The following is a 21,937-nucleotide window of genomic DNA, read 5'->3' on the forward strand; positions in this document are numbered from 1 at the left end:
TAGGGTTTTGATTACGACTGATTTTGTTATGCTACGCAAAAATTATTCGGAGCAAGTCATGTCAAACACATCCTCGAACGATCTTCAGGTTATTCACGACCAAGTTCAACAATGGCTAAATGATGTTGTGATTGGACTAAACCTATGTCCTTTTGCTGCCAAACCACAGCGTAACAAGCAGATTAAGATCTTCGTTAGTGAAGCCACAACTGAAGAGGCGTTGTTGGAAGACATTATGGCGCACTTTGTGGAACTCGATAACACGTCGCCGCAGGAGCTAGAGACAACGCTGGTTGTTGTTCCAAACATGCTTCAAGACTTCTTTGACTACAACATGTTTATTGATTGGATCGAGGCGCTTATTAAGCAGCAAGATTGGGAAGGCATCTACCAAGTGGCGACGTTCCACCCTGATTACTGCTTTGGTGGTGCAGATCCAGAAGACGATGAGAACCTGACTAACCGCTCACCTTTCCCTGTTTATCATTTAATTCGTGAAGAGAGCATGGAAAAAGTGTTGAAGCACTATCCGAACCCAGAAGCAATTCCAGACACCAACATCGCTCGTGTGGAGTCTCTGACACCGGAAGAGCGACGTAAACTATTCCCGTACTTGTTTGGCGCTAGCTAGTACAAACTTTCTGCGAAGTCATTATATATGGGCGGGCTACAAATTGGTCTCGCCCATTTTCTTTGGCGAGATACAAACACTCATCAGCAACCTTTATCAAATTGTCGAGCGTCGACATTCTATTGAGTTGATCACCTTCATCGGCCAGTTGAAAGTGGCAAACACCCGCAGAGATGGTAATAGGCTCTCTGTCTAAAGTGATCGTTTTCACTGACTGTAAAAGTTGCGTTATGCGGCGCTCAGCATACTCAGGAGTAGATTGCGGGTAACAGACGATGAACTCTTCACCACCGAATCGAGCTGCAATCCCCCCCTCATCGGTATTTTCTCTTAGAACATTGGCGATCTTTTTAAGCACATCGTCACCGATCTGGTGACCATAGTTGTCGTTCACTTTCTTGAAGTGGTCAATGTCGATCACCGCAATGCTCCCGACCCCTTCACCTGCCCTAAGCTTCTCAACCTCTGCATTGAGCTTTTTAAACAGGCAACGACGATTGGGTAGTCTAGTCAATGGATCGTACAGGGCTTGATATTCTAACTTCTCATTAAGCTGTTTAAGTCGTAACTCTTGCGCTCTTCGAACCAACTCCACTTCAATCCACGAAGCCATCAGCTTCATCACGTCGATATCAATCTCTCTAAATTTTCGATAATAAGGTGTTGGACTAGAGAAGTTTAAGGTGCCATAGATTTCATTATCAACATAGATTGGTATGCCGATATAAGACTCTAAAGCGAAAGCTTTGTAAGCTGGGTGTGCGGCGTAAACATCATGCGTGCCGCAATGTTCGATTGAAATCGGGCCACGAGCTTGGCAAGTAATCTCGCAATAGGTAGCTCTATAATCGAAAGAGTCACCCTGTTGGAGCGGTACATCTTCAGGAGTGACGCAATATTGAACCGTGTAATTATCCCCTTCGACTTTAGATAGAATGCCAATATCGAGTTCAAATCGTTGTAAGCCCATCTCCAAGAGCTGTACGATTTGTACATCAAACCCTTTTTGATAGTCGTTAGTAATTTGATACAAGCGTCGAATAACAACTTCGCTTTCGCTGGCTCTATTCATAAATCGATTCTCTACTTTAGTAGATGGCTCTCATATAAGCCATTCCTGATATTGATGAGTAAAAGGGAAAAACAATCAATATACAAATACTTTGATAGCAATCAGAGACATTGACACAAAGAATATGTTCTCAACTGCTTGTCTTGTGAATAGCGCCAAACTTCTAGCTTTGCTAAAATGCCCGTCTACCAAAGACAAATGGATAGGAATATGACCCTTTCTCAACTAAACCAAACCATCTTCGATCACCTTTACCGCGATATTAAAGAGTTCCGTAGCACTTTTGATCTTCCTGTTGCTGCACCAGAAACCATGGACGACAAAGGCGATACTCTTCACACCTCTTTGGCTATCGAAGAGCTGACTGAACTTGCAGAAGCCGATTCAAAAACAGAACAAGCCGATGCAATCGTCGACAGCGTCTACGTATTAATGGGTCGTTTAGTCCACATGGGCCAAGACAAAGTTGAAGATAATCTAGCAATCAGCTACCTAATTGATTTGTTGCTTAACGTCGCGAAGAACCGCGCTATCGACTTCCTACCATGTTGGGACGAAGTGCACTCAAGCAACATGAGTAAGGTATGTCGCAACGAGAAAGAGTACGCAGAAACTGAAGCATTCTACGCTGAACAAAACATCAAGCTAATGGCCGTACAAAAAGGTGATTACATCATCGCGAAGTGTGCAGAAGATTTCGTTTCAGAAGAGAAGACCATTCGCCAAGGTAAAGTGCTTAAGTCGGTTTACTACCGTCCAGCTGATCTTGTGCCGCTAACGGCTTAAAAATATTTCCTTATAAGCGAAATTTAAAAAGCGCCTCAAGTTCTGAGGCGCTTTTTGTTTATTTCTACAGACCAAAGTGGCTGACTGAGTTAGCTTGGTTGGATTCTTGCCATGTGGTAAACCGCAACATATTCGCCATCACGAAATGCAAATGCCGCAGACTCCCCTTCAATTTGAAAACCAAACTTTTTGTAGAGGTTAATAGCCTGCTCGTTGTCGGTGTAAACCGTCAATTCAAGGCGCTTAATGTTAATCCAGTTATCACAAAGATCGACCGCAGTCTGCAATAATGCGCTACCAACACCTTTCCCCGCAAAGTTATCTTTGACCCCCATGCCCAATGAGGCAACGTGCCTGCGTCTCGGGTTAACACAGACCTCTAAGCCAAGGTTGCCAATGACTTCGCCTTGGTACAACGCGACGTAAGAATAGACATGCTCTGGAACATGGGTGAGACGCTTCTCCCAGAGCTCGAGCGAAGGGTGTGGGAGTTGCAGGGTGCCGCGAAACGCATTTGGGCACTCGTAGATCTCTTTAACACTTCTTGCATCACTCGGTTCTGTGCGTCTTACTTGTATTTCCATTTCATTTCCTTCTTAGTTCATGTTGTTTTATCACTCTAATTGCTGTTCCTTTCACAGTAACAAAACAGCGTTAAATAACAACAGGCTAGAAGAAAAATAATGAAATTAACAAGTTACATAGTAAAAGATGCTAGATAGCATTTCGACTTAAGGGAACTAGCCATTAGTAGTCAGATTTAGCTGTCAATTAAGGCCCAGAGAAAACGCGACTTCTTTTACTTGAAACTAAGGCCGTGAATGAATTATTCGAAAAGTAGATAAGTGGAATCGTCGACAGTAATACTCTTAATTCGGGTATTAAACACTTGCTCAAGCTGCTCTGGGACCATCACCTTTTCAGCTGTGCCAACCTTTTGTAACACACCTTTATCTAACAAAAGCACCTGGTCAGCATGCCTTAAGGTGCGATTCAAATCATGGTTCGCCATTAAAACTGAAATCCCTTGCTTGGCGACCCGGTCGATAAGCTTATAGAGCAATGCTTCTTGCCCAATATCCAGCGGTGCAGCTGGCTCATCAAGAATCAGTAACTTCGAATAGGGATTTAACGACGGCCAAATCTGAAGACACATACCCGCCAAACGGACACGTTGCCATTCGCCGCCAGAAAGGGTCTGTATTGAGCGGTGCAGCTTATCGCTTATCTCGAGCATCTCGCTAACCTCTGTCAGCACCTCAGACACGATCGCACTGTGAGGCTCTGCAGAACTTGGCAGGGACAAAGCAAGAAATTGAAACACCTCTAGGTTGAACGCTGGTCGTGCGCTCTGACTTAAATAAGCACGCTGCAGAGAGAGGTCTTGCAGTGAAAAACTCGATAATTGTTTATCAACCCAAATTACCTCGCCTGTATAACCCTCTCCTATACCCGAGATCGCCTCGAGTAAGGTACTCTTGCCGCTGCCATTTGGGCCGACAACATGAGTAACCTGCCCCGGTTTTAGGTCGAATGAAAGCGGCAATAGCCTTGAGCCTACGCTTAAACTTTTAATTTGAATCATGATTTTTCACCAACATCCAAATAAAGATTGGCGCACCAATCGTGGTTGTCATAACACCAAGCGGCAATTCAGCAGAATCAAGCAGTGTACGAGCGCAGATATCTGCAAACACCAACAGTGCTGCGCCTGATACCGCTGAGAGTGGTAGCAGATATCGGTTATCAGTACCTATCGCCAAGCGTAATAAGTGTGGCACGACTAAGCCCACAAAGCTGATCACCCCACCAAGGGCAACGGCACAACCGACCAGTATTGAGACAGCGAAAATCAAACGCCAACGTAGTGCCGGTACGTTGATACCTAGCTGAGCAGCGTGTACTTCCCCTATCATCAGTTTGTCGAGTTTACTTCCTTGCAAACACAACCATATGACGACAGGAATCATCACTAAAGTAAGAGTGTGTTGATACCAAGCGACACCGCCTAAGCTACCCATCAGCCAGTACATCAGCTGGCGAAGGCTTAGATCATCACTAAAATAGAATGCCCAAGTCACCATCGCTCCCGACAAAATGCCAAGTGCAACGCCAATCAACAAGAGTTTTGCGGTAGTTAAGCGCATCGCTCTCACCATGCCCACCAGCAGGAGTGTAAAACAGAGCGAGCCGATCACCGCTGCAATCATAAAAAGTTCGGGCGTTGGAGCGAACGGTAAGAAAAACAGAACAACAACCATTGCGAGACTAGCGCCACCGGAAATTCCGAGCACACCGGGCTCTGCTAATACGTTTCCTAACAAAACTTGTAAGCTTGCTCCAGACACGGCAAGCGCTGCGCCTATTGCAATTGCAGCAAGCAGACGTGGAAGTCGTAAATCAACAAGTAACTTTTCTTCAAGTGGAGAGAGTGTATTCAACGGAGAGATAAAGAGATCACCGACCATTAAATAGAGGCCGCTGAGAACAATCAGCGCTGCAAGCATCAGATAGATGGCACGAGTCCAGCGTCGCTGTTTTTGTTGAATAAGGTGTTGGAAATCCATATCAAGCTACTTTAACTAAGTTCGCGTAACCTTACCTGTATCCCCAAATAAACACAAGGTTCGCAATAACGTGCGAACCTTGTGATATCAATCGTTTGAGATGAATTAGTGGCGTTGATTAATCGTAAACCAGTTGGCCATGATCAAATCGAGTTTCTACCTCACACACCATTAGTGCGGCACGTTGTCCAATAGCAACATTGCGATTTGGGAACACGACTGCTTCATTCTCATTTTTAGCCATCAATGGTTTATCACCGTCGTGGCCAAACACTTCACCATGTTTGAATGCAGTGAAGTTCTCAACTGAGTCTGAGAACATGAAGTCAAAATCGTCATGTAAACGAACAATAGTACGACTTACACGATAAGTAATGGTTTTCTTTGGTAGGTGCTCAGGCTCAGTTTCAGCGATAAGGTTACGCATCGCCAAATCAAATGCCGTTAGCTTATCGAGTTGGTTCTCACCAATGCGCGCCACCTGCCCAAGCTCCATTGTTAGTGCCTGCGCACCAAAGTTTTCTGCACTGTACCAACTGAATGTACTGGTTGGAGAGTTTGAAAGCAGCAAAGCCTCTACGTGCCCGCTATTAATAAAATCAATGAGCTCTTGGCTGCGAACGGGATGACGAACTTTAGGGCTTACTGCAAATGAATAGTGCTTCGATAAACGAATTGCACAGTGAAGGTCTAAATGCCAGCGCGTCTCAGGTTGAGTATCTCGATAGAACTCAGTAACTAAGTGCTTTAGATGGTTCGCAATCTTGCTTTCGCGGTTTACTTCATACTCTTTATCGTCAAAAAGACGGTTCATGTTTACATCAAGAAAACGGGTATGAGCGTTGGTCGCTTCTGGGTGAGCGATAATAAACAAACAGCGAGCTTTTACTGATTGGAAACCTGTTTCAATGTCTTCAATAATCTTATCAACCAGTTCCATTGGTGCGGTTTCATCACCATGAACGCCTGTTGAAAAAATGATGTTCTTGGTCTGTTGATCGTAATCCGCAGGAATCACTTCAAAGACACCACGTTGGTGGACTTTTAGTTGTACTCCATTACCTAGTACGGTTTGTCCTGCAAGCACTTCTTGTTCAAGATCTAGGCTGTCAAAAAGAAATGATTGGCGAAAGAGAGATTTCGTCATGCGCTACTCCTTAATTGCACGGCCGTATGTTAATAAATTGTACAAAGAAATTGTGTTGCTATGATCGCACTTATCAACAGAAACTCCGTTATCACTCACAAATACTGCCCATAAATAGTTATATTGGCCCTGGTTATAACAGGGAGAATTAAACCTTGCGAGGTTTTTAAGCTATATCAATCAGATAAGAGCCGTGTAACCTACCACAGCTCTTATTGAGTATGAACCGATTAAGATCAATTAATCTTCTTGATTGAGCAGTCTTTCAAACTCGTCAATTTGCGCAGACACCATATCGATACTCTGTTGCCAGAAGTCCGCTTCAGTAAGATCCATACCTAAGTGCTTAGCCACCACATCTTCAGCCATCATGCTGCCCGTGTCTCTAAGAAGTGCGACGTAGTCACTGTAAAAGCGTTCGCCCTTCACTTCTCGTTGCGCGTACACACCCTTACTGAATAGGTAGCCGAACAGGTACGGATAGTTGTAGAAACTCACTTGCGAGATACTGAAGTGCAGCTTACTCGCCCAGAAGTAAGGGTCCGCTTCACTCATTGCTTCGCCGTACCACGCTTTCCACGTTTTCTCCATTAAGTCACACAACTGCTTAGCCGTAAGCTCGCCTTTCTCGCGCTGTTCGTAGAAGGCCTTTTCGAACTCAAAACGTACTGGAATATTGATCATCAATGCCAAAGATGAAGAGAGCTCTTCCCACAGCATTTCTAGCTTCTCATCACGCGTTTCTGCTTGTTTTAGCAAGTGGTCACGAACAATGTTTTCCGCAAAGATTGAAGCAGTTTCCGCCAACGTCATCGGGTAACGAGTTTGACACAGTGGCATGTCACGCATAACCCAGTTATGGAAGGCATGGCCAAGCTCATGAGCAAGAGTCATAAGATCCGAACGGCTACCACTCCAAGTCATGAATACCAGTGGAGAGCGCGTCGCTGCGAACTTGGTACAGTAAGCTCCCAAGCGTTTGTTTGGCGCAGGCGCTGCATCAATCCAGCCATTTTCAACCATAAGGTCAACAAACTGCGCCATCTCTGGATTAACTTCTGCAAAGGCAGTCTTAATCACATCGATCGCTTCATCAAACGGGTAAACCTTAGATTCACCATCACCCAGCGGTGGCATCGCAGCAAGATGGTTCCAAGGTTTCATCTCATCCAGGCCATGGACTTTCGCCATCAACAGACCCGCTTTTTGGCCTACCGAGCGATTGGCTTTTGCTGTTGCCATCATTGTATCGAGTGTTTCAGGCACGATACGACTGCCATGCAAGCTCGGCGCTAAGAAATGCACATCACAGATCTTCGAGCGTTTTTTGTTTTCAGTTAAGCGCCACCCTGCCAATGCGTTAAGAATGGAAGCGAACGATTCTTGATGCGTCGCCATCGCTTGTTGAACAGCGCGCCAACCTGGCTCTTGCTTATCAAACTCACTACCATAAAGAAGGCTCGCCGCTTGTGAAAAACCAAGTTCTTCCTCTTCACCTTCAAGCTGCAGTGAGAGTTTTAATGACCCCGTTAAGTTGTCGTATAAACGACCCCATGCATCACGACCATCAACTTCCATTGCAGCAAGCAGTTGTTCTTCAGCAACACTTAGACGAGTTGCCGCTAGCTTACGGGAACTCTCGATAGCAAAGCCTTGACCCGCAACGTCCGGACTGGTGTGGTCTAGTACTTTGGTGATAAAATCCACGTCAGCGTGAACCAGAGTGTCTTCATAAGGGCTAAATGCTTGAGACATTTCAGAGTTGAGTTTTGCAACACGGCCCAAAAGCTGTTTCGCTTCGGTATGGGTTGCATCCACTGACGCGTGGCAATTTGCGAAGGTATGAATGGTTCCCAACAGCGTGCCTGCCGCTTCGGAGGTTTGAATCGCATTCTGCATCGCGATCACGGTATCGCGCTTTTCAACATGAAGATAGAGCAGTTCGATACACTGCTCGATCAATTCAATATCTTGTTCAATTTTTGAATCGTCTAATCCACGATATGCAATGCTCAAATCCCAACTTGGCGTTGTCATGAGTTCTGTCCTTATTCTGTGCGATGTTCTATCGATAAATTGGTATATATTAAAATCCAGTTTTCACTGGCTGGTGCTAGGTTGCTAACAATGGCTGCCCAATCACCTTCACACTGATATAGTTATTGTCGTCTGTTTGTGTGATTTGAATGTGTGTCAGAGACGCATTACCAATGGCAAGGTTGGAGTAAAGCGTTGGCTTCTTCCAATCAATATCCAAACAATGCGCCAAAATCATTCTAATTACGCCACCATGCGTAACCAATAATGTGTTGTCATTGATGCAACTAATAAGTTGCGACCAACCTTGAATTACTCGTTGATGGAATGCCTGTAAACTTTCCGCTCCAGCAAGTCGGTGATTTGCTGGGTCTTGCCAAAATGATTCTAAACAGCCCCATTGGTCGCTAAGAAGATCGAAAGGCACGCCATCTACATCACCGAAATTCATCTCTTGCATTTCATCGATGCTCTGCAAAGGTATTGATTTGGCTCGCGCCGCTCTCTCTGCCAAATCATAACAACGGCGCAGTGGTGATGTTGCTACTGCATCAAATTTAATCGGAAGCGCTGTGATTGCTGCGCAAATCTCATATTGGAGTGACGCGTCAACGAGCACGTCTGTCTTGCCATTGAGTGCCGCCTCTCCAAGTACTTTGCCATGACGAACGAGGTAAATATTTTTGGTACGTATCTTGTTCAATATGAGCCCGTTAGCCTTCGTTTTTTAGAACCATAGGTAAACCTGCTGCAATGAAAGTAACTTGCTTCACCACTTTTGCTAAGGCTTGATTCATTCTGCCAGCATTGTCTACAAATAAACGAGACACTTGCCCCATAGGAACAACCCCAAGACCTACTTCATTTGAAACCAAAATGATATTGGCTGGGCTCGATTCGACGGCATCGACTAACTCTTCTATCCAACTTTCGACTTGTGCATTAGTCGCTTGTTCACCAAGTTGATAAATCACGTTGTTGAGCCAAAGTGTTAAGCAATCTACCAAAACCACATCTGATGAATTTAAATCGCGCAGTGTTTTTGCAAGCTCAAGCGGCACTTCATGTTCGTTCCAACGCGTATCACGTCGTTGTTGGTGATGAATAATGCGAGCCTCCATCTCAGCATCAAAACTGGTCGCAGTTGCTATGTAGTGCAGCTGAAACGCGTCGTTACTCGATTTCTCGATGGCTTGTTTTTCAGCGAAGCTCGACTTTCCTGAGCGTGCTCCACCAAGAATTAAATGCGTGTTTTTTCCATTGTTCATGATTCGTGTTTACCCCATAAGTCCGTTATAAAACGTAGCGATAAACAGCAAGTAAGTTGAAAGTTCGACCAGCTGCTGCGCGGCGCCTAAGCAATCTCCAGTAAAGCCACCAATACGCAGCGTTAGCCAACGTTTAAGCAGTGTACGGACGACATAGCCTATGACTAACAACAAAGCGCTAAATTCGATACCAAACCATAAGCTCGGTATTAATCCAATGGTAATCAAAAATAGAGTTTCAGTGCGCGTCTGCTTATTGGCTAATGGCTTACTCTTGCTGGTATCAGGATCGCTGACATAAGGCATGTCATAAATCAGCGACGCTGCAATGGCTCGACTAAATGCGTAACTTGAAACCAAGATCATGAAAAGATCTGCGGTACTTGTTTGCTCAATAAGCTCGCTCAGAAACACCCACTTACCTAACAGAGCCATAATCAATGCAGAAGCGCCATAAGTACCAATACGACTGTCTTTCATGATGGTTAGGCGTCGCTCAAGGGTCATGCCTCCACCAATACCATCGGCCATATCTGTCAGGCCATCTTCGTGGAACGCACCTGTCAGCATTAAGCTAAATGCCATCATAAGGGTCAATGCTACGTCAACGGGTAAGAACAAACTTAGCAAAACATAGACGGACGCACACAATAGACCGAGCAGAATGCCGACCGTCGAAAAATAACGCCCGGCTCGATTCATACGCTCTTCCGAATAAGGCGTATTATGGGGTACAGGTAGACGAGAGAAGAAACCCAGTGCCAACAAAAACAGTTGCCACTGATATTTAAAGCCGCTGTTTGTCTCAGACTGATTCATTACACCGTCACTCCAGCACTCTCAAAACTGGCCATGTTGTTGTAGAACTCAGCGGCGGCCTTAATCAAAGGCAGTGCCAATGCTGCACCCGTACCTTCACCGAGCCTTAGTCCCAAGTCCAACATAGGTTCAGCATTTAATTCACTCAATACATATTGATGTGCGTGTTCTTGAGACTTGTGCGCAAACAACATGTAATCACGACATGCTGGTTCAATTAAGCTCGCCACATACGCAGCTACCGAGACAATAAAGCCATCTACCAAAATCGGTGTTTGCGCCTTTGCTGCGCCGATAAACCCACCAACCATTTGTACAATTTCAAAGCCACCCACTTCAGCAAGCACTTGCTCTGCAGATTTGCCTTCACAGCGCTCGACACCGTTGGCAACCACTTGCTGCTTACGTTTAAGTTGTTGGTCATCTATTCCAGTACCAAGACCAACACACTCTTTTGCATCTAGCCCAGTTAGTGCGCTGAGTATTGCCGAAGCACTGCTGGTATTGCCAATGCCCATTTCACCAAACATAACGAGGTTGCAGCCTTGCGCGATTTTACTTTCAATCAAAGACTGACCATAGCTGATCCCTTTCTCGACCTGTTCAAGTGACATAGCTGCTTGTTGATTAAAGTTGTGAGTACCATTACCCAACCTTTGAGTGACCAATACTGCGGTATTGCTGCCCGAAATCGCGCTGGTATCGATGGCTTGTAAAATACCTGCGTCCACAACGGTTAGGTCAATATCGTTTAACCGACAGAAACAGTTAATCGCTGCGCCACCATGGACAAAGTTCAATACCATTTGCTGAGTCACAGCACTCGGAGCAATACTCACCCCCTCATCCGCGATACCATGGTCGCCAGCAAAAACAAACATTGAAGGCTTCGTGATTTGAATTGTCTCAGCCGGTGTTTGGCTTTGTTGACTTTGAATGAACGCCAATTGAAAAGCTGTCTTCTCTAACAGGCCAAGAGCGCCCAATGGTTTGGTTTTTTGATCGATTCGATTTTGGATAAACGCCGAGTGTTGAGTGTCTAGCATGGAAATGACTTACCAATGTGATGATTTGAAGTTTTAATCGTTAAATGACTGCTTTTGCTGAGAGAGCAGTAGTTTCTTACGTACAAAAATAGTTTCTTACATAGTAAAACCAGAAAACAGAGCCCATCGTTGACTCTGCTTTCGATTATTTTGGTCGCGCTACCGAAAAAACATTAGAGAGCGTCGCGTATTCACCGCCACCAAGGCGTGACAACGGGTTTAGCGCTAGCGCATCGATTTTCAATCGCTCACTGGTTTGATCGATAATCTCTTCAGCAATGTATACCGCTTCAACCTTTGCGAATACCAAGCTTTGTGGAACCTCTCCCACTTCTTTAACTTCAAACAGCGTACAACCAAACGCCACTGAGCAAGATTTAACTCGAGGCAAAGAGAAACCTTCAAACTCGACTAACTCAATATCGTTCGCTTGTACTTCAGAATGATCGTGCTCGAGTGTTGCAGCTGTAGCCGTCATTACTTCCGCAGAGGATTCAGACGCAATATGAATAACTAACTTACCGGTTTCTATTGCATTTTTGGCTGTGTCTTTGATTTCACCTGTCGGCTTTTTTCCAACAGAAAGCATCAACAATGGAGGCTGGCTCGATACTGGAGCGAAGTAGGAAAACGGAGCAAGATTAAATACATCACCACTTGATTTGGTTAACGCCCATGCTATTGGACGAGGTACAACCGTTTGAGTCATCAGGTGGTAGATTTCATTTGCAGAGAGAGTATCGAACTGGAGGTTCATCGCGCATCCTTGGCTGTGACAAAGTAACAATCAGTGTACTTGCTATCGCCTAATCTATCTATCGATAAGTCCCTTTTGACTCCGTGTTTGTTGTCGAATTGAACAAAATCGACTCAAAAATCTCATTTTGACTGTCAATTTGAACAATCCTGGACCGTTCAATATTGCATTCCAATAAAATCAATCACTTAAAAGTTGGCATCAGTTATGCTTCTATTAAAGTGCTTTAAGTCACTCACTATGAAAAGCCAAGTGTACGGCTTTCAAGGAACGAAAGCTGAGGTACACATTTAGCAAAATAAGATTTAGGAGGTCTTTATGTTCGCTAACCAAAGTAGAAGAAAGCCGAATAAATCTGGTAAACAAAGCAAAAAGGTGAAGAAAATCCCACTCTCCTTCACTTAGGCAAGCGCCCGTCTCCAGCGCAAGCCAGAAAGCCCGCTCCCCGCGGGCTTTTGTTTTATTGCGTCAGATGCCAACTCGCTGTAAACATGAACAATTTGTAGCGCAATTCACGGATTTTTCTGGATCTTCTGAGTAGATTGTTCCAAAACTAAAGTACTCAGTATTATAGATTCACTACATTTCTACTCACTAAGGAGTCCGCATGTCCATTCAAGGAGACAATTCTTCCGTTATCTTAGCAGGCGCGACGGGGTTAATTGGTGGTCATGTATTGCAACACCTGTTAAATGAATCTTCGGTAAAAACCGTTTATACACTCACTCGCTCTCAAATAGTAACAGAGCTCGCTTCAAATAAGCTGGTCCAAATCATCAACAACGACCTCGATGTCACCCAGTGGAACGATAATCACCCAAGACCAAAGCTCGGTGTTATTTGCCTGGGTACAACCATAAAACAGGCAGGCTCAAAATCAGCATTACGTAAGGTAGATGTAGAATTGGTGACTCACGTCGCTCAAACGATGAAGTTTTTGGGTGTTGAGCGCGTTGCCGTTGTATCCAGCTATGGCGCTTCTCCCACTTCTTACTCACACTACTTAAAATGCAAAGGACAGATGGAACAAAACTTAATTCGTATTGGTTTCAAGCAATTGTTTATTGCGAGGCCTGGACCACTACTAGGTAATAGAACGAAGCCAAGATCTGATGAAAAGCTCCTACAAACACTCTCTCCTCTTTTCAGACCTTTTATGCTTGGTCGTTTAAAAAACCTTCGCCCAATAGAGTCAGAGGCTGTTGCCAAGACAATGCTGTTTAAATTATTCGAAAATAATTTCAAAAATGTCGAAATCTTTAGTTCGAGTGACATGCTCAATTTTTTGGCGAAATATCGCTAAATTGATGACTGAAACATCACTCTGTTGAATATCCGAACAACCACTCTTTTAGATATGACTAATTGATCTATCAAATTACTTTTCCTTATTTTACGTTTTGTTACAGAACGTTATTTTAGCTAACAGTACTCACGCCTATATATCTAGGCTTCCTATCGTTCTGAAGTAATTCATAAGGAAATTCAATGTCATTCCCTGCTATCGCTGCCTTAGCGGTATTCACTGGTATTCTCTTTTTTCTCTACGGACAGCAGAAAAAAGAACACACACTTTCGCGTCTAGTTCTACTTGGTCTTGTCTTTGGTAGTGGTTTCGGTCTTGGGCTACAACTGCTATTCGGCGAAGGTAACCCGATCATTAAAGAAACCTTAGACTGGGTTAACATTGTTGGCCGCGGCTACGTGGGTCTACTGAAAATGGTCATCATGCCACTGGTACTAGTGTCTATGATTGCCGCTGTTGTGAAATTAGAAAAAGGCGGTTCACTGGGTAAGATTTCAGGAATCACCATCTCTGTACTGTTAGCTACAACCGCTATCTCGGCCGTGATCGGTATCATTGTGACTCAAGCATTTGGTTTGTCTGCAGAAGGGCTCACTGAAGGTGCACGTGAAACAGCACGTCTAGCAGCACTAGAAACTCGCGCCGACCGTGTCTCTGACCTGACTATCCCTCAAATGCTGGTTAGCTTCATTCCAACTAACCCATTTGCTGATCTTACTGGCGCACGTTCAACGTCTATCATCGCTGTTGTTATCTTTGGTGTGCTAACAGGTATTGCAGCACGTAAAGTGATGGCAGAGAAAGAAGAACTAGAGTCACCGATTCGTACTTTCGTAGAAGCCGCGCAATCTATTGTGATGCGCCTTGTTAAGATGATCATGGCTCTGACTCCATACGGCATTGCAGCTCTAATGGCGAAAGTTGTCGCGACATCAAGCGCATCTGATATTCTGAGCCTACTTGGTTTCATCGTCGCTTCTTATGTAGCTATTCTACTGATGTTTGTAGTACACGGCGTATTGGTTTCATTTGTTGGCGTAAACCCGAAAGAATACTTCAAGAAGATTTGGCCAGTACTGACGTTTGCGTTCACATCACGCAGTTCGGCAGCAACAATTCCTCTGAACGTTGAAGCGCAAATCACTAAACTTAACGTACCACCAGCGATTGCAAACCTGTCAGCGTCATTCGGTGCAACAATCGGTCAAAACGGTTGTGCGGGTATCTACCCTGCAATGCTAGCGGTGATGGTTGCGCCAACTATGGGCATCAACCCAATGGACATCAACTTCATCCTATCGCTGATTGCCATCATCACAGTAAGCTCATTTGGTATCGCTGGCGTAGGCGGCGGTGCCACGTTTGCAGCACTAATAGTACTACCTGCAATGGGACTACCTGTAACTATCGCTGCTCTGCTTATCTCTATCGAGCCACTTATCGATATGGCTCGCACTGCGCTTAACGTATCTGGTGCAATGACGGCAGGCACAATTACAAGCCGCATTCTAGGTAACAAAGAAGAGCAAAACGATCTTCAGCAAGCTCAAGCGTAATTGGATTGAAAGCGTCGACTTAAGATAAGTTATGTAAACTCATTCAAGCCAAAACGAAAAAACCGATGCGCACTGCATCGGTTTTTTATTTCAAGCACAAAAAGACTAAAGATCGAGCTCAGAAATACTCGACATAGCAAGCAGTTCGTCCTCTTCCTCACTCAAGCCACTGATTCCTATTGCTCCAACAACACGGCCTTCAACGACGATAGGCACGCCACCTTTAAAGCCAGTGATATTCGGATCATTCCAATAACCGATATCCTTGCCGGTCGCTCGTGCCCACTCACCTAAATTGCCACTTGGTTGACGATCACGTGCCGACGTATACGCTTTGCTTTTTGCTAACAGGCCAGCCTGAACACTTACGTCGTCCATCTTAGCGAATGAAACCAATTCACCGTGAGTATCACAAACAGCGACGGCAATTTGCTGATGATTTTGAGTCGCGATTTCAATAGCCATCGCCACAGCTTGTTGAGCTTTGTTTGAAGTCAGCATGGTTATCACCTATGGTAGAGCTTGGCCACGAGAGTAAACAAATAGGTTGTACCACTCTTCGCGAGTTAGATTAACCTTACTCGCAGCAACACTTGCACGAATTCGGTCAAGGTTAGTTGTACCGATCACCGGTTGAATACCGGCTGGATGACGCAGAAGAAACGCTAATACGATCGCTTCACTAGTCACACTGTATTTTTCAGCAAGCTGTTGAACGTATTTCGAAGTCGCTCGAACACTTTCATCCTCAGAATTTAAGCCCTGCTCTGAAAAACGTCCTTGCGCCAAACAGCCCCATGCTTGAAGTTGAACACCATTGGTGCGGCAGTATTCTAGCGTACCCGGAGCCCAATCCGATTCATTCAAGCCTTGAGAGTTAACCAGAACAACATCGTTGAGCCAATCCAGTTTCGCAAGGCTCATCTCCATCTGATTAACCACTAGAGGTTGGTCAAGAGCAGATTGTAGATACTCGATTTGATGGCCACTCATGTTAGACACACCAAAGTGTTCTACCTTGCCCGATGAATGCAGATCTTGGAGTGTACGAGCTAACTCATCGAGCTCCATCAGCGGATCAGGACGGTGTAGCAAGAGTACGTCTAACTTTTCCGTATTTAAGCGTTCAAGAATGCCATCAACTGAACTCTGTACCCAATGTGCTGAGAAATCATAACGTCCAACGTTACCTTCACCTTGAAAACGAATTCCACACTTCGACTGCAGGAACATTTGATCGCGCAACTCAGGCTGGCTCTTTAATACTCGGCCAAACGCCTGTTCAGCTTTAGAAAATGTATAGATATCAGCATGGTCAAAAAGATTAATACCTGAAGCCATTGCCGTTTCGATAATAGCCTGTGTTTGGTACACATCGTCTTGAGAAACAGGGTTGTCGTTCCAACCGCCGCCTAGCCCCATACAGCCGTATGCAATTTCACTGACATTAGTTAGGTGTTTTGACAAAGGAAGTACGTTTTTCATTATTCATTCTCGTATTCATAAAATCAGCCTTAATCATATTGTTCTACGAGGAAAACAGAATAGCCTGAATCCGAAATGATTGTTCGCTATAATGAACAAATCGATACTGGAGATAAGACATGAATGAGCACAAGCGAATAGAAAGGTTGATGTTGTTTGTTGAGCTTGCTCAACAGCTCAATTTCACCAAAGCGGCAGAACAACTCCGTATTTCAAAAAGTTACTTATCCGAACAGATAAAACGGTTAGAGAGTGACTTAGAGTGCCCGTTACTGGTTCGAACCACACGCAGTGTCCGACTCACGCTTCAAGGCGAGCGTGCGCTTGCTCAAGGCTTGGTTATTCGCTCTCAAGTACTCGATCTCGAGCGAAGTGTATCTGATGAACATGAAGCGATTAAAGGGGTGCTAAGAATCACCGCGCCCAAGATGTTTACTGAGGTCTTTCTCTCTGACCTGTGCCAACGCTTTCAAGCGCTTTACCCGGACATCTATTTCGAGATAAACAGCAGCTACACCACATACAACCTCAACCGCGAAGATATCGACATAGCATTTCGCGCCACCAACACGCCACCAGAAAACATGGTGGCTAAAAAGCTATTTTCGTATCAACACGACCTCGTTGCTGCGCCGAGCTATCTAGAAAAGTTCGGTGAACCTAACTCACTCGACGATCTGCAAAATCATCAATGTCTTGCGACCCTACACCAACATGAATGGCCATTTAACAGTGGTAGCGTGCATGTTTCTGGTTGGCTCTCAAGCAACGAGAACCACCTTTTAAAGCAACAGGCTGTGCGTGGCAGCGGCATTATTCGTATCGCTAGTTATTACGTCGCTGAAGAGATCAAGCAAGGAAACCTAACACCACTACTCACTCATGAATGCATCGCAAACGGCAATTCCATCTACTTGTTTTATCCTCAAATGGTCTACCCAGCCAGAAAACATAAAGCTTTTGTGCAGTTCGTTCAAGACTACTTCGAAGAGCATAAAATCGAAAAGTAACTTTATTTATCAGCAGCTTACCTTGCTCCCAGAAGAGTGAATATAACGCCAGACGACACAATTTGTTACCTTTCAACAAAGGTTCAGGTGATCGTCTGTGCGTCCCCTTTCGAATAACGTTGTGATAGCCAACGTGTTTGTGTACGCACTGGAATGCACATCACTCGTTTAAGTCATGACTTAAAAGTGCCATCAAATCGAAACATGAATTTGCGTTACTGAAGCTACCCATTGAGACAATGAGTACAATCAGGAGGATGTATGAAATACTGCCCGTTCTGCTCGACCGAATTAATCGAAAGACACCATGTACAGGTGTGCCCACGAAATGAGATCGGCGAATGCCGCTTCGATGGCTATGAACAGTACGAACAACGTGTGTTGGCCGAACTCTCGTCTGACAACCTTAATGTGAATAGCAATGTCTATAGTCGAATCCCAGAAAGGTAATCCTTAGCTGAAGCCCTTTTAACGACTATCAGCTTACCGTCACTAACATCTTTCGATGGCCCATCGCCCTTTTAGACGTGATTCATAGCGATGGCTAGACAAATAAAAACGCCCTTGAAGAAACAAGGGCGTTTTTCATTCTAAGTGTTACTGATAACTCTAATGGTGTAGCTCAGGATTCTGAAAAGCATCACCTAAGCTCACAACACGTAATTATTTCGCAGTATCAGCTGCTACTTTTGGTTGATCAACTTCTGTTAGAAGACCTTTAATCAGGCTGACACAGCCTAGTAGTAGGATGATAGTAAACGGCAGAGCCGCAATGATTGTAATTGATTGCAGCGCTTGAATTGATTGTGTACCACCAATCCACAGCATTACCATCGCAATTGCGCCTGAAATGATTGCCCAGATAACCTTCTGACGAACTGGCACTTCTAGCTTACCGCCTGCAGTCATACCATCGATAACGATAGAACCAGAGTCAAGAGTCGTTACGAAGAATACGATAATAAGCGCAACTGCAATCACAGATAGAATGTTACCTAGTGGGTAAGCATCTAGCATGTAGAACAGGCTTAGAGAAACATCAGCGATACCCTGATCAATACCCAGTTGGCCAACCTTATCCATCACTTGCTCAATCGCCACGCCACCAAAGATAGACATCCAAGCTGAAGTAACAATCGTTGGGATAATAAGCACGCAAAGTAGGAACTCACGAACTGTACGACCTTTAGAGATACGCGCTACAAACATACCGAAGAACGGTGCGTATGCTACCCACCATGCCCAGTAGAATACGGTCCAACCATGTAACCAAGTCGTATCTTCACGGCCCGTTGTTTGGCTCAGCGGGATAATGTTTTTCACATAACCTGTTACCGCTGTCGCGACTGAATCTAGAACCGTAGTGAAATTAAGCACCGCGATGAAACCTAGGAAAACAAATGCGATAACCATGTTTAGGTTACTTAGTAATTTTACACCACCGTCCATACCACGAAGTACAGAAACAATTGCCAGTACCATAATCAGTACAATGATCAGTTGCTGGAGGAACAAGTTGTTCTCAAGACCAAATACATGGCTGATACCACTTGCTGCTTGCGTACCACCTAGTCCTAGAGAAGTCGCTAGACCGAATAGCGTTACTAGAACTGTCATCACATCAATCACGTCGCCTGTTTTGCCCCAAACTTTGTCACCAAGGATTGGGTAGAAAACTGAACGCATCGATAGTGGTAAACCTTTGTTGTAAACAAAGTACGCTAGACAAAGCGCTGCCATACCATAGATAGCCCAAGCATGCAGACCCCAGTGGAATACTGTCGCGCCCAGTGCAGCTTCACGGCCAGCTGCAGTATAAGGTTCTGCGTTGAGTGGCGTACCAAACCAGTTAGTGAAGAACGCTGTAGGCTCTGCCACACCCCAGAAGATAAGGCCGATACCCATGCCCGCAGCAAAAAGCATCGCAATCCAAGAAGCCATTGTGTAGTCAGCAGTTGCGTTTTCGCCACCTAGGCGAATTTTGCCCAATGGAGAGAATGCCAGACCAATAGCAAAAATAAGGAAAAGGTTCGCGCCCCACATGAATAGGAAATCGAAGTTCGCAAGTACTGCGCCTTTCACCGCGTCGATTGCAGCTTTTGCATCGCCGGGTGCCATTGCTAGAAGTGTTACGATGAAGAGAATTGAAAGGCCTGCAGAAGCAGTGAAAACCGTGTTGTGGACATCCATGCCCCACTTGTTAATGTTGTCTTGACCGACTTGATAATCTGTTGAATCTATACTGTATTTTTTTGACTTAAAACTCATAAATTAAGATGCACACATATTCGACAATCCGAATATAAGGACCAACTCCATATCCAATTAAAATTTGATCAGCGCGCCATACCATATAAAAGGGTAAAAATAAGTGAATTTAATCAATCACTTACGACGTCTTACTCAATCCCGAGGTCGGTATTATAACACAGAATAAAACATTTTTTTGGCAAAGCCTGCGCACTAACCCACCAGAGACAGCATAACTATCTGATTATAAAGAACTAAATAGTGGTAACTTTTTTCAAAAAATAGTTAGAGTACAAATTAATTTTCTTGCTCATACCAAGTGCATTATTCACTTCAAACAACGCTAATTAGGGCATTCGCATTTGCGGTCATTGTCTTACTCAAGTCATAAAAAAATGCAGTTGACTCATACGAGTACAACTGCATTTTTAAATCGTTTAAGGCTTAGTACTTGATTACCACATCAAGTCATCTGGCACGACGAAGTCTTTGTACGGGTCATCTTCATCAACTTCTTCTTCTGAAGCCGCCTGAGTATCAACGATAGATTCTTCGTCACGCATCGCAATCTTGTTGGCAACGCTGGTTGGGATAATCACGTACCCTTCGTCATCACGAGCAATACTTAAAATACCTTTACTTAGCTGCTTTTGAGTCAGCTCTTCGACGTATAGGTGCTTAACCAACGTACCGTCAGTAAAGTTGTATTTGATCTCGCCATCTTTTTGCTCGATCTTGTTCATCGCAATCAACTGTTTCACCTGAGCTTTGATCTCTTTACTCAGCTGTTTCTCTTTCATTTGTTGATTCAGCTCTTTATCTTTCGCTTGTTGCGCCAAACGATTCTCTTCAGCTGCTGCTTTCGCCTCGCGAGCTTGAACACGTGACTTCTTAGAGCCTTTTTTTGCTTTTTTCAGCTTTTTCTCATTAACCAAGCCAGCTTTTAGCATCTGCTCTTGGAGTGTTAACTTTGCCATGACTTTCCCAGTTCAGGATTAAAAACGGCACTATCATACCTGTTTTTTGTCATTCTGTTTATATCCTCTACTCGGTTTATGACAAGGATAAAGAGTCAAATATCTAAACTCGCGATTGCCGCGGCTTAATTAGCGTCTAAATTAGGACAAACGTTGACGAAATTGCGCTGGTGTCTGTTTCATCCAGCTCCTAAATGCACGTCTGAAATTAGCAGAATCGCTATAACCAAGACGTTCCCCTATATCTTCAACACTGATGTCGGTATTTAGCAGCAACTCCTTGGCCAATTCTCGGCGGACTTCAGCAAGCAAATCATGATAACTCGTATCCTCTTTCGAGAGTTCCCTTCGCAATGTTCGTGAAGAACAGCCAAATTCACCAGCCAATTGTTCAATGTTTGGAAACTGACCAGGTTCTTGATAAAGCATCGCTCTCACTTGATTACTAAAGATTGAGGGAGAACCTAGACTTGCCATGATGCTATGACAAGAAGATAAATAATGCTCTAAGGATGCAGCATCGTGACTCGGCAATGGCTCATGGAGTAAATCACTATTAAAACGGAGCTCGCAAAACGTTTGGTTGAATTCAACATTACAAGCAAACCGTTGTTGGTATTTGTCTCCATGGCGACATAAAGCGTAGATAGGCTCTGGATAAGAAAGACGTAGCTCATTAACTTTCAGAGGTTGACGAGTCAACTGATAGAAAAGAGAAACAATAGAACTGAAGAAATACTCACAGCAGAAAGGCAACATTTCGCCGATATCCAACGAGTTCTCGATTCGGATGATCGCTTCATCAGAGTCCTGAATCAGTACCACGGAGAATATTGGACCGTTTAGCCGAAGATATTTGAAGCCACTCTTAACGGCTTCCAATACGTTTGCGCTCGTCGCCAGCACGTAACCCAGCACACCAAAGTGGTTCAACCTCGCCTGTTGTCCAAGCCATAAGCCCAGCCCTTCTTGAGGCAATAGACGATTCACCGCCTTGAACACAATCAACTTGTCGGCAAAGCTAAGTTGAATATTAGGGTCTTGCCAATCAATGTTGGCTAAGCCAAGGGAAGACAACAACGCTTTACAGTCGATGCCTCGTGATTCTAGGCTATCAAGCAACAACGCAATATCTAAACTTCCCAATGGTTGATGGGCACTACTTGGTTGATATGCCGCCAATATTTTCTCTTCTGTCATGACTCTTCCATAATCCGTCGTCG

At 44.5% G+C, this 21,937-nt stretch carries 22 protein-coding genes; 6 read left to right on the plus strand and 16 right to left on the minus strand.

The annotated features are described in order from the left end of the window. The first annotated feature begins 58 nt into the window (after positions 1-58). The gene (locus AC6R05_RS14060) at positions 59-631 is read left to right on the plus strand and encodes a DUF1415 domain-containing protein (RefSeq protein ID WP_500647740.1); all 573 of its coding nucleotides are present in this window, start codon (positions 59-61) and stop codon (positions 629-631) included. On the opposite strand, the gene AC6R05_RS14065 is transcribed toward AC6R05_RS14060, so the two are convergent. After that, positions 624-1,703 (minus strand): sensor domain-containing diguanylate cyclase, encoded by a 1,080-nt coding sequence (locus AC6R05_RS14065; RefSeq protein WP_500647741.1) that lies wholly within the window; start codon positions 1,701-1,703, stop codon positions 624-626. The two genes, AC6R05_RS14060 and AC6R05_RS14065, sit on opposite strands and share 8 nt — an antisense overlap. 210 nt (positions 1,704-1,913) lie before the next feature. On the opposite strand from AC6R05_RS14065, the gene AC6R05_RS14070 reads away from it, so the two are divergent. Continuing rightward, a complete protein-coding gene (locus tag AC6R05_RS14070; RefSeq protein WP_500647742.1) occupies positions 1,914-2,489 on the plus strand; it encodes a nucleoside triphosphate pyrophosphohydrolase family protein in 576 nt (191 codons plus the stop codon). 89 nt (positions 2,490-2,578) lie between these two features. On the opposite strand, the gene AC6R05_RS14075 is transcribed toward AC6R05_RS14070, so the two are convergent. From AC6R05_RS14075 to AC6R05_RS14120, 10 genes are all read right to left on the minus strand, one after another. Beyond that, the gene (locus AC6R05_RS14075) at positions 2,579-3,073 is read right to left on the minus strand and encodes a GNAT family N-acetyltransferase (RefSeq protein WP_500647743.1); all 495 of its coding nucleotides are present in this window, start codon (positions 3,071-3,073) and stop codon (positions 2,579-2,581) included. A 242-nt stretch (positions 3,074-3,315) separates the two neighbouring features. Further along, positions 3,316-4,074, minus strand: coding sequence for a vitamin B12 ABC transporter ATP-binding protein BtuD (gene btuD / locus AC6R05_RS14080; RefSeq protein ID WP_500647744.1), 759 nt, complete (start codon positions 4,072-4,074; stop codon positions 3,316-3,318). Beyond that, the gene (gene btuC / locus AC6R05_RS14085; RefSeq protein WP_285467088.1) at positions 4,061-5,056 is read right to left on the minus strand and encodes a vitamin B12 ABC transporter permease BtuC; all 996 of its coding nucleotides are present in this window, start codon (positions 5,054-5,056) and stop codon (positions 4,061-4,063) included. Before btuC ends, btuD begins: the two co-directional genes overlap by 14 nt. A gap of 118 nt (positions 5,057-5,174) precedes the next feature. Further along, positions 5,175-6,203, minus strand: a complete 1,029-nt coding sequence (locus AC6R05_RS14090) for a succinylglutamate desuccinylase (RefSeq protein ID WP_285467090.1) — start codon at positions 6,201-6,203, stop codon at positions 5,175-5,177. 240 nt (positions 6,204-6,443) lie between these two features. After that, complete coding sequence (locus tag AC6R05_RS14095) at positions 6,444-8,240, minus strand: M3 family oligoendopeptidase (RefSeq protein ID WP_500647745.1); 1,797 nt, start codon at positions 8,238-8,240, stop codon at positions 6,444-6,446. A gap of 76 nt (positions 8,241-8,316) precedes the next feature. Next, positions 8,317-8,943 carry a histidine phosphatase family protein gene (locus AC6R05_RS14100; protein WP_500647746.1) on the minus strand — a complete coding sequence of 209 codons (627 nt, stop codon included), beginning with the start codon at positions 8,941-8,943 and terminating at the stop codon, positions 8,317-8,319. Between the two features lie 10 nt (positions 8,944-8,953). Continuing rightward, positions 8,954-9,508, minus strand: coding sequence for a bifunctional adenosylcobinamide kinase/adenosylcobinamide-phosphate guanylyltransferase (gene cobU / locus AC6R05_RS14105; RefSeq protein ID WP_500647747.1), 555 nt, complete (start codon positions 9,506-9,508; stop codon positions 8,954-8,956). A 9-nt stretch (positions 9,509-9,517) separates the two neighbouring features. After that, positions 9,518-10,327, minus strand: a complete 810-nt coding sequence (locus AC6R05_RS14110) for an adenosylcobinamide-GDP ribazoletransferase (protein WP_500647748.1) — start codon at positions 10,325-10,327, stop codon at positions 9,518-9,520. Continuing rightward, complete coding sequence (cobT, locus tag AC6R05_RS14115) at positions 10,327-11,373, minus strand: nicotinate-nucleotide--dimethylbenzimidazole phosphoribosyltransferase (RefSeq protein ID WP_500647749.1); 1,047 nt, start codon at positions 11,371-11,373, stop codon at positions 10,327-10,329. Before cobT ends, AC6R05_RS14110 begins: the two co-directional genes overlap by 1 nt. Before the next feature lie 145 nt (positions 11,374-11,518). Further along, a complete protein-coding gene (locus AC6R05_RS14120; protein WP_500647750.1) occupies positions 11,519-12,130 on the minus strand; it encodes a flavin reductase family protein in 612 nt (203 codons plus the stop codon). 607 nt (positions 12,131-12,737) lie between these two features. Here AC6R05_RS14120 and AC6R05_RS14125 point away from each other — a divergent pair. Further along, entirely contained in the window at positions 12,738-13,433 is a 696-nt protein-coding gene (locus AC6R05_RS14125) for an NAD(P)H-binding protein (protein WP_500647751.1), read from the plus strand. 185 nt (positions 13,434-13,618) lie between these two features. Beyond that, positions 13,619-14,992: an L-cystine transporter gene (locus tag AC6R05_RS14130; RefSeq protein WP_032548861.1), complete on the plus strand. Its 1,374-nt coding sequence runs from the start codon at positions 13,619-13,621 to the stop codon at positions 14,990-14,992. Positions 14,993-15,097: 105 nt separating this feature from the next. Here AC6R05_RS14130 and AC6R05_RS14135 read toward each other — a convergent pair whose 3' ends face one another. Both AC6R05_RS14135 and AC6R05_RS14140 read right to left on the minus strand, forming a co-directional pair. Beyond that, entirely contained in the window at positions 15,098-15,493 is a 396-nt protein-coding gene (locus AC6R05_RS14135; RefSeq protein ID WP_500647752.1) for a GlcG/HbpS family heme-binding protein, read from the minus strand. A gap of 9 nt (positions 15,494-15,502) precedes the next feature. Further along, a complete protein-coding gene (locus tag AC6R05_RS14140) occupies positions 15,503-16,477 on the minus strand; it encodes an aldo/keto reductase (RefSeq protein ID WP_500647753.1) in 975 nt (324 codons plus the stop codon). Positions 16,478-16,596: 119 nt separating this feature from the next. On the opposite strand from AC6R05_RS14140, the gene AC6R05_RS14145 reads away from it, so the two are divergent. Continuing rightward, positions 16,597-17,487, plus strand: a complete 891-nt coding sequence (locus AC6R05_RS14145; protein WP_500647754.1) for a LysR family transcriptional regulator — start codon at positions 16,597-16,599, stop codon at positions 17,485-17,487. Between the two features lie 261 nt (positions 17,488-17,748). Beyond that, entirely contained in the window at positions 17,749-17,937 is a 189-nt protein-coding gene (locus AC6R05_RS14150; RefSeq protein WP_285467110.1) for a hypothetical protein, read from the plus strand. Positions 17,938-18,150: 213 nt separating this feature from the next. Here AC6R05_RS14150 and AC6R05_RS14155 read toward each other — a convergent pair whose 3' ends face one another. The 3 genes from AC6R05_RS14155 to AC6R05_RS14165 form a co-directional block, all read right to left on the minus strand. Further along, entirely contained in the window at positions 18,151-19,755 is a 1,605-nt protein-coding gene (locus tag AC6R05_RS14155; RefSeq protein ID WP_500647755.1) for a BCCT family transporter, read from the minus strand. Between the two features lie 437 nt (positions 19,756-20,192). Further along, a complete protein-coding gene (locus tag AC6R05_RS14160; protein WP_500647756.1) occupies positions 20,193-20,714 on the minus strand; it encodes a DUF2058 domain-containing protein in 522 nt (173 codons plus the stop codon). Between the two features lie 141 nt (positions 20,715-20,855). Further along, on the minus strand, positions 20,856-21,914 hold the full coding sequence (locus AC6R05_RS14165) for an AraC family transcriptional regulator (protein WP_500647757.1): 1,059 nt from the start codon (positions 21,912-21,914) through the stop codon (positions 20,856-20,858). Positions 21,915-21,937 lie beyond the last annotated feature (23 nt).

The sequence above is a fragment of the Vibrio sp. R11-SG3-ISO9 genome (assembly GCF_059834255.1).

What these genes read in the sequence shown, in the direction of transcription:
- AC6R05_RS14060 (WP_500647740.1), top strand. Translation starts at nt 59, where the DNA reads ATGTCAAACACATCCTCGAACGATCTTCAGGTTATTCACGACCAAGTT.
- AC6R05_RS14065 (WP_500647741.1), bottom strand. Translation starts at nt 1,703, where the DNA reads ATGAATAGAGCCAGCGAAAGCGAAGTTGTTATTCGACGCTTGTATCAA.
- AC6R05_RS14070 (WP_500647742.1), top strand. Translation starts at nt 1,914, where the DNA reads ATGACCCTTTCTCAACTAAACCAAACCATCTTCGATCACCTTTACCGC.
- AC6R05_RS14075 (WP_500647743.1), bottom strand. Translation starts at nt 3,073, where the DNA reads ATGGAAATACAAGTAAGACGCACAGAACCGAGTGATGCAAGAAGTGTT.
- btuD (WP_500647744.1), bottom strand. Translation starts at nt 4,074, where the DNA reads ATGATTCAAATTAAAAGTTTAAGCGTAGGCTCAAGGCTATTGCCGCTT.
- btuC (WP_285467088.1), bottom strand. Translation starts at nt 5,056, where the DNA reads ATGGATTTCCAACACCTTATTCAACAAAAACAGCGACGCTGGACTCGT.
- AC6R05_RS14090 (WP_285467090.1), bottom strand. Translation starts at nt 6,203, where the DNA reads ATGACGAAATCTCTCTTTCGCCAATCATTTCTTTTTGACAGCCTAGAT.
- AC6R05_RS14095 (WP_500647745.1), bottom strand. Translation starts at nt 8,240, where the DNA reads ATGACAACGCCAAGTTGGGATTTGAGCATTGCATATCGTGGATTAGAC.
- cobU (WP_500647747.1), bottom strand. Translation starts at nt 9,508, where the DNA reads ATGAACAATGGAAAAAACACGCATTTAATTCTTGGTGGAGCACGCTCA.
- AC6R05_RS14110 (WP_500647748.1), bottom strand. Translation starts at nt 10,327, where the DNA reads ATGAATCAGTCTGAGACAAACAGCGGCTTTAAATATCAGTGGCAACTG.
- cobT (WP_500647749.1), bottom strand. Translation starts at nt 11,373, where the DNA reads ATGCTAGACACTCAACACTCGGCGTTTATCCAAAATCGAATCGATCAA.
- AC6R05_RS14120 (WP_500647750.1), bottom strand. Translation starts at nt 12,130, where the DNA reads ATGAACCTCCAGTTCGATACTCTCTCTGCAAATGAAATCTACCACCTG.
- AC6R05_RS14125 (WP_500647751.1), top strand. Translation starts at nt 12,738, where the DNA reads ATGTCCATTCAAGGAGACAATTCTTCCGTTATCTTAGCAGGCGCGACG.
- AC6R05_RS14130 (WP_032548861.1), top strand. Translation starts at nt 13,619, where the DNA reads ATGTCATTCCCTGCTATCGCTGCCTTAGCGGTATTCACTGGTATTCTC.
- AC6R05_RS14135 (WP_500647752.1), bottom strand. Translation starts at nt 15,493, where the DNA reads ATGCTGACTTCAAACAAAGCTCAACAAGCTGTGGCGATGGCTATTGAA.
- AC6R05_RS14140 (WP_500647753.1), bottom strand. Translation starts at nt 16,477, where the DNA reads ATGAAAAACGTACTTCCTTTGTCAAAACACCTAACTAATGTCAGTGAA.
- AC6R05_RS14145 (WP_500647754.1), top strand. Translation starts at nt 16,597, where the DNA reads ATGAATGAGCACAAGCGAATAGAAAGGTTGATGTTGTTTGTTGAGCTT.
- AC6R05_RS14150 (WP_285467110.1), top strand. Translation starts at nt 17,749, where the DNA reads ATGAAATACTGCCCGTTCTGCTCGACCGAATTAATCGAAAGACACCAT.
- AC6R05_RS14155 (WP_500647755.1), bottom strand. Translation starts at nt 19,755, where the DNA reads ATGAGTTTTAAGTCAAAAAAATACAGTATAGATTCAACAGATTATCAA.
- AC6R05_RS14160 (WP_500647756.1), bottom strand. Translation starts at nt 20,714, where the DNA reads ATGGCAAAGTTAACACTCCAAGAGCAGATGCTAAAAGCTGGCTTGGTT.
- AC6R05_RS14165 (WP_500647757.1), bottom strand. Translation starts at nt 21,914, where the DNA reads ATGACAGAAGAGAAAATATTGGCGGCATATCAACCAAGTAGTGCCCAT.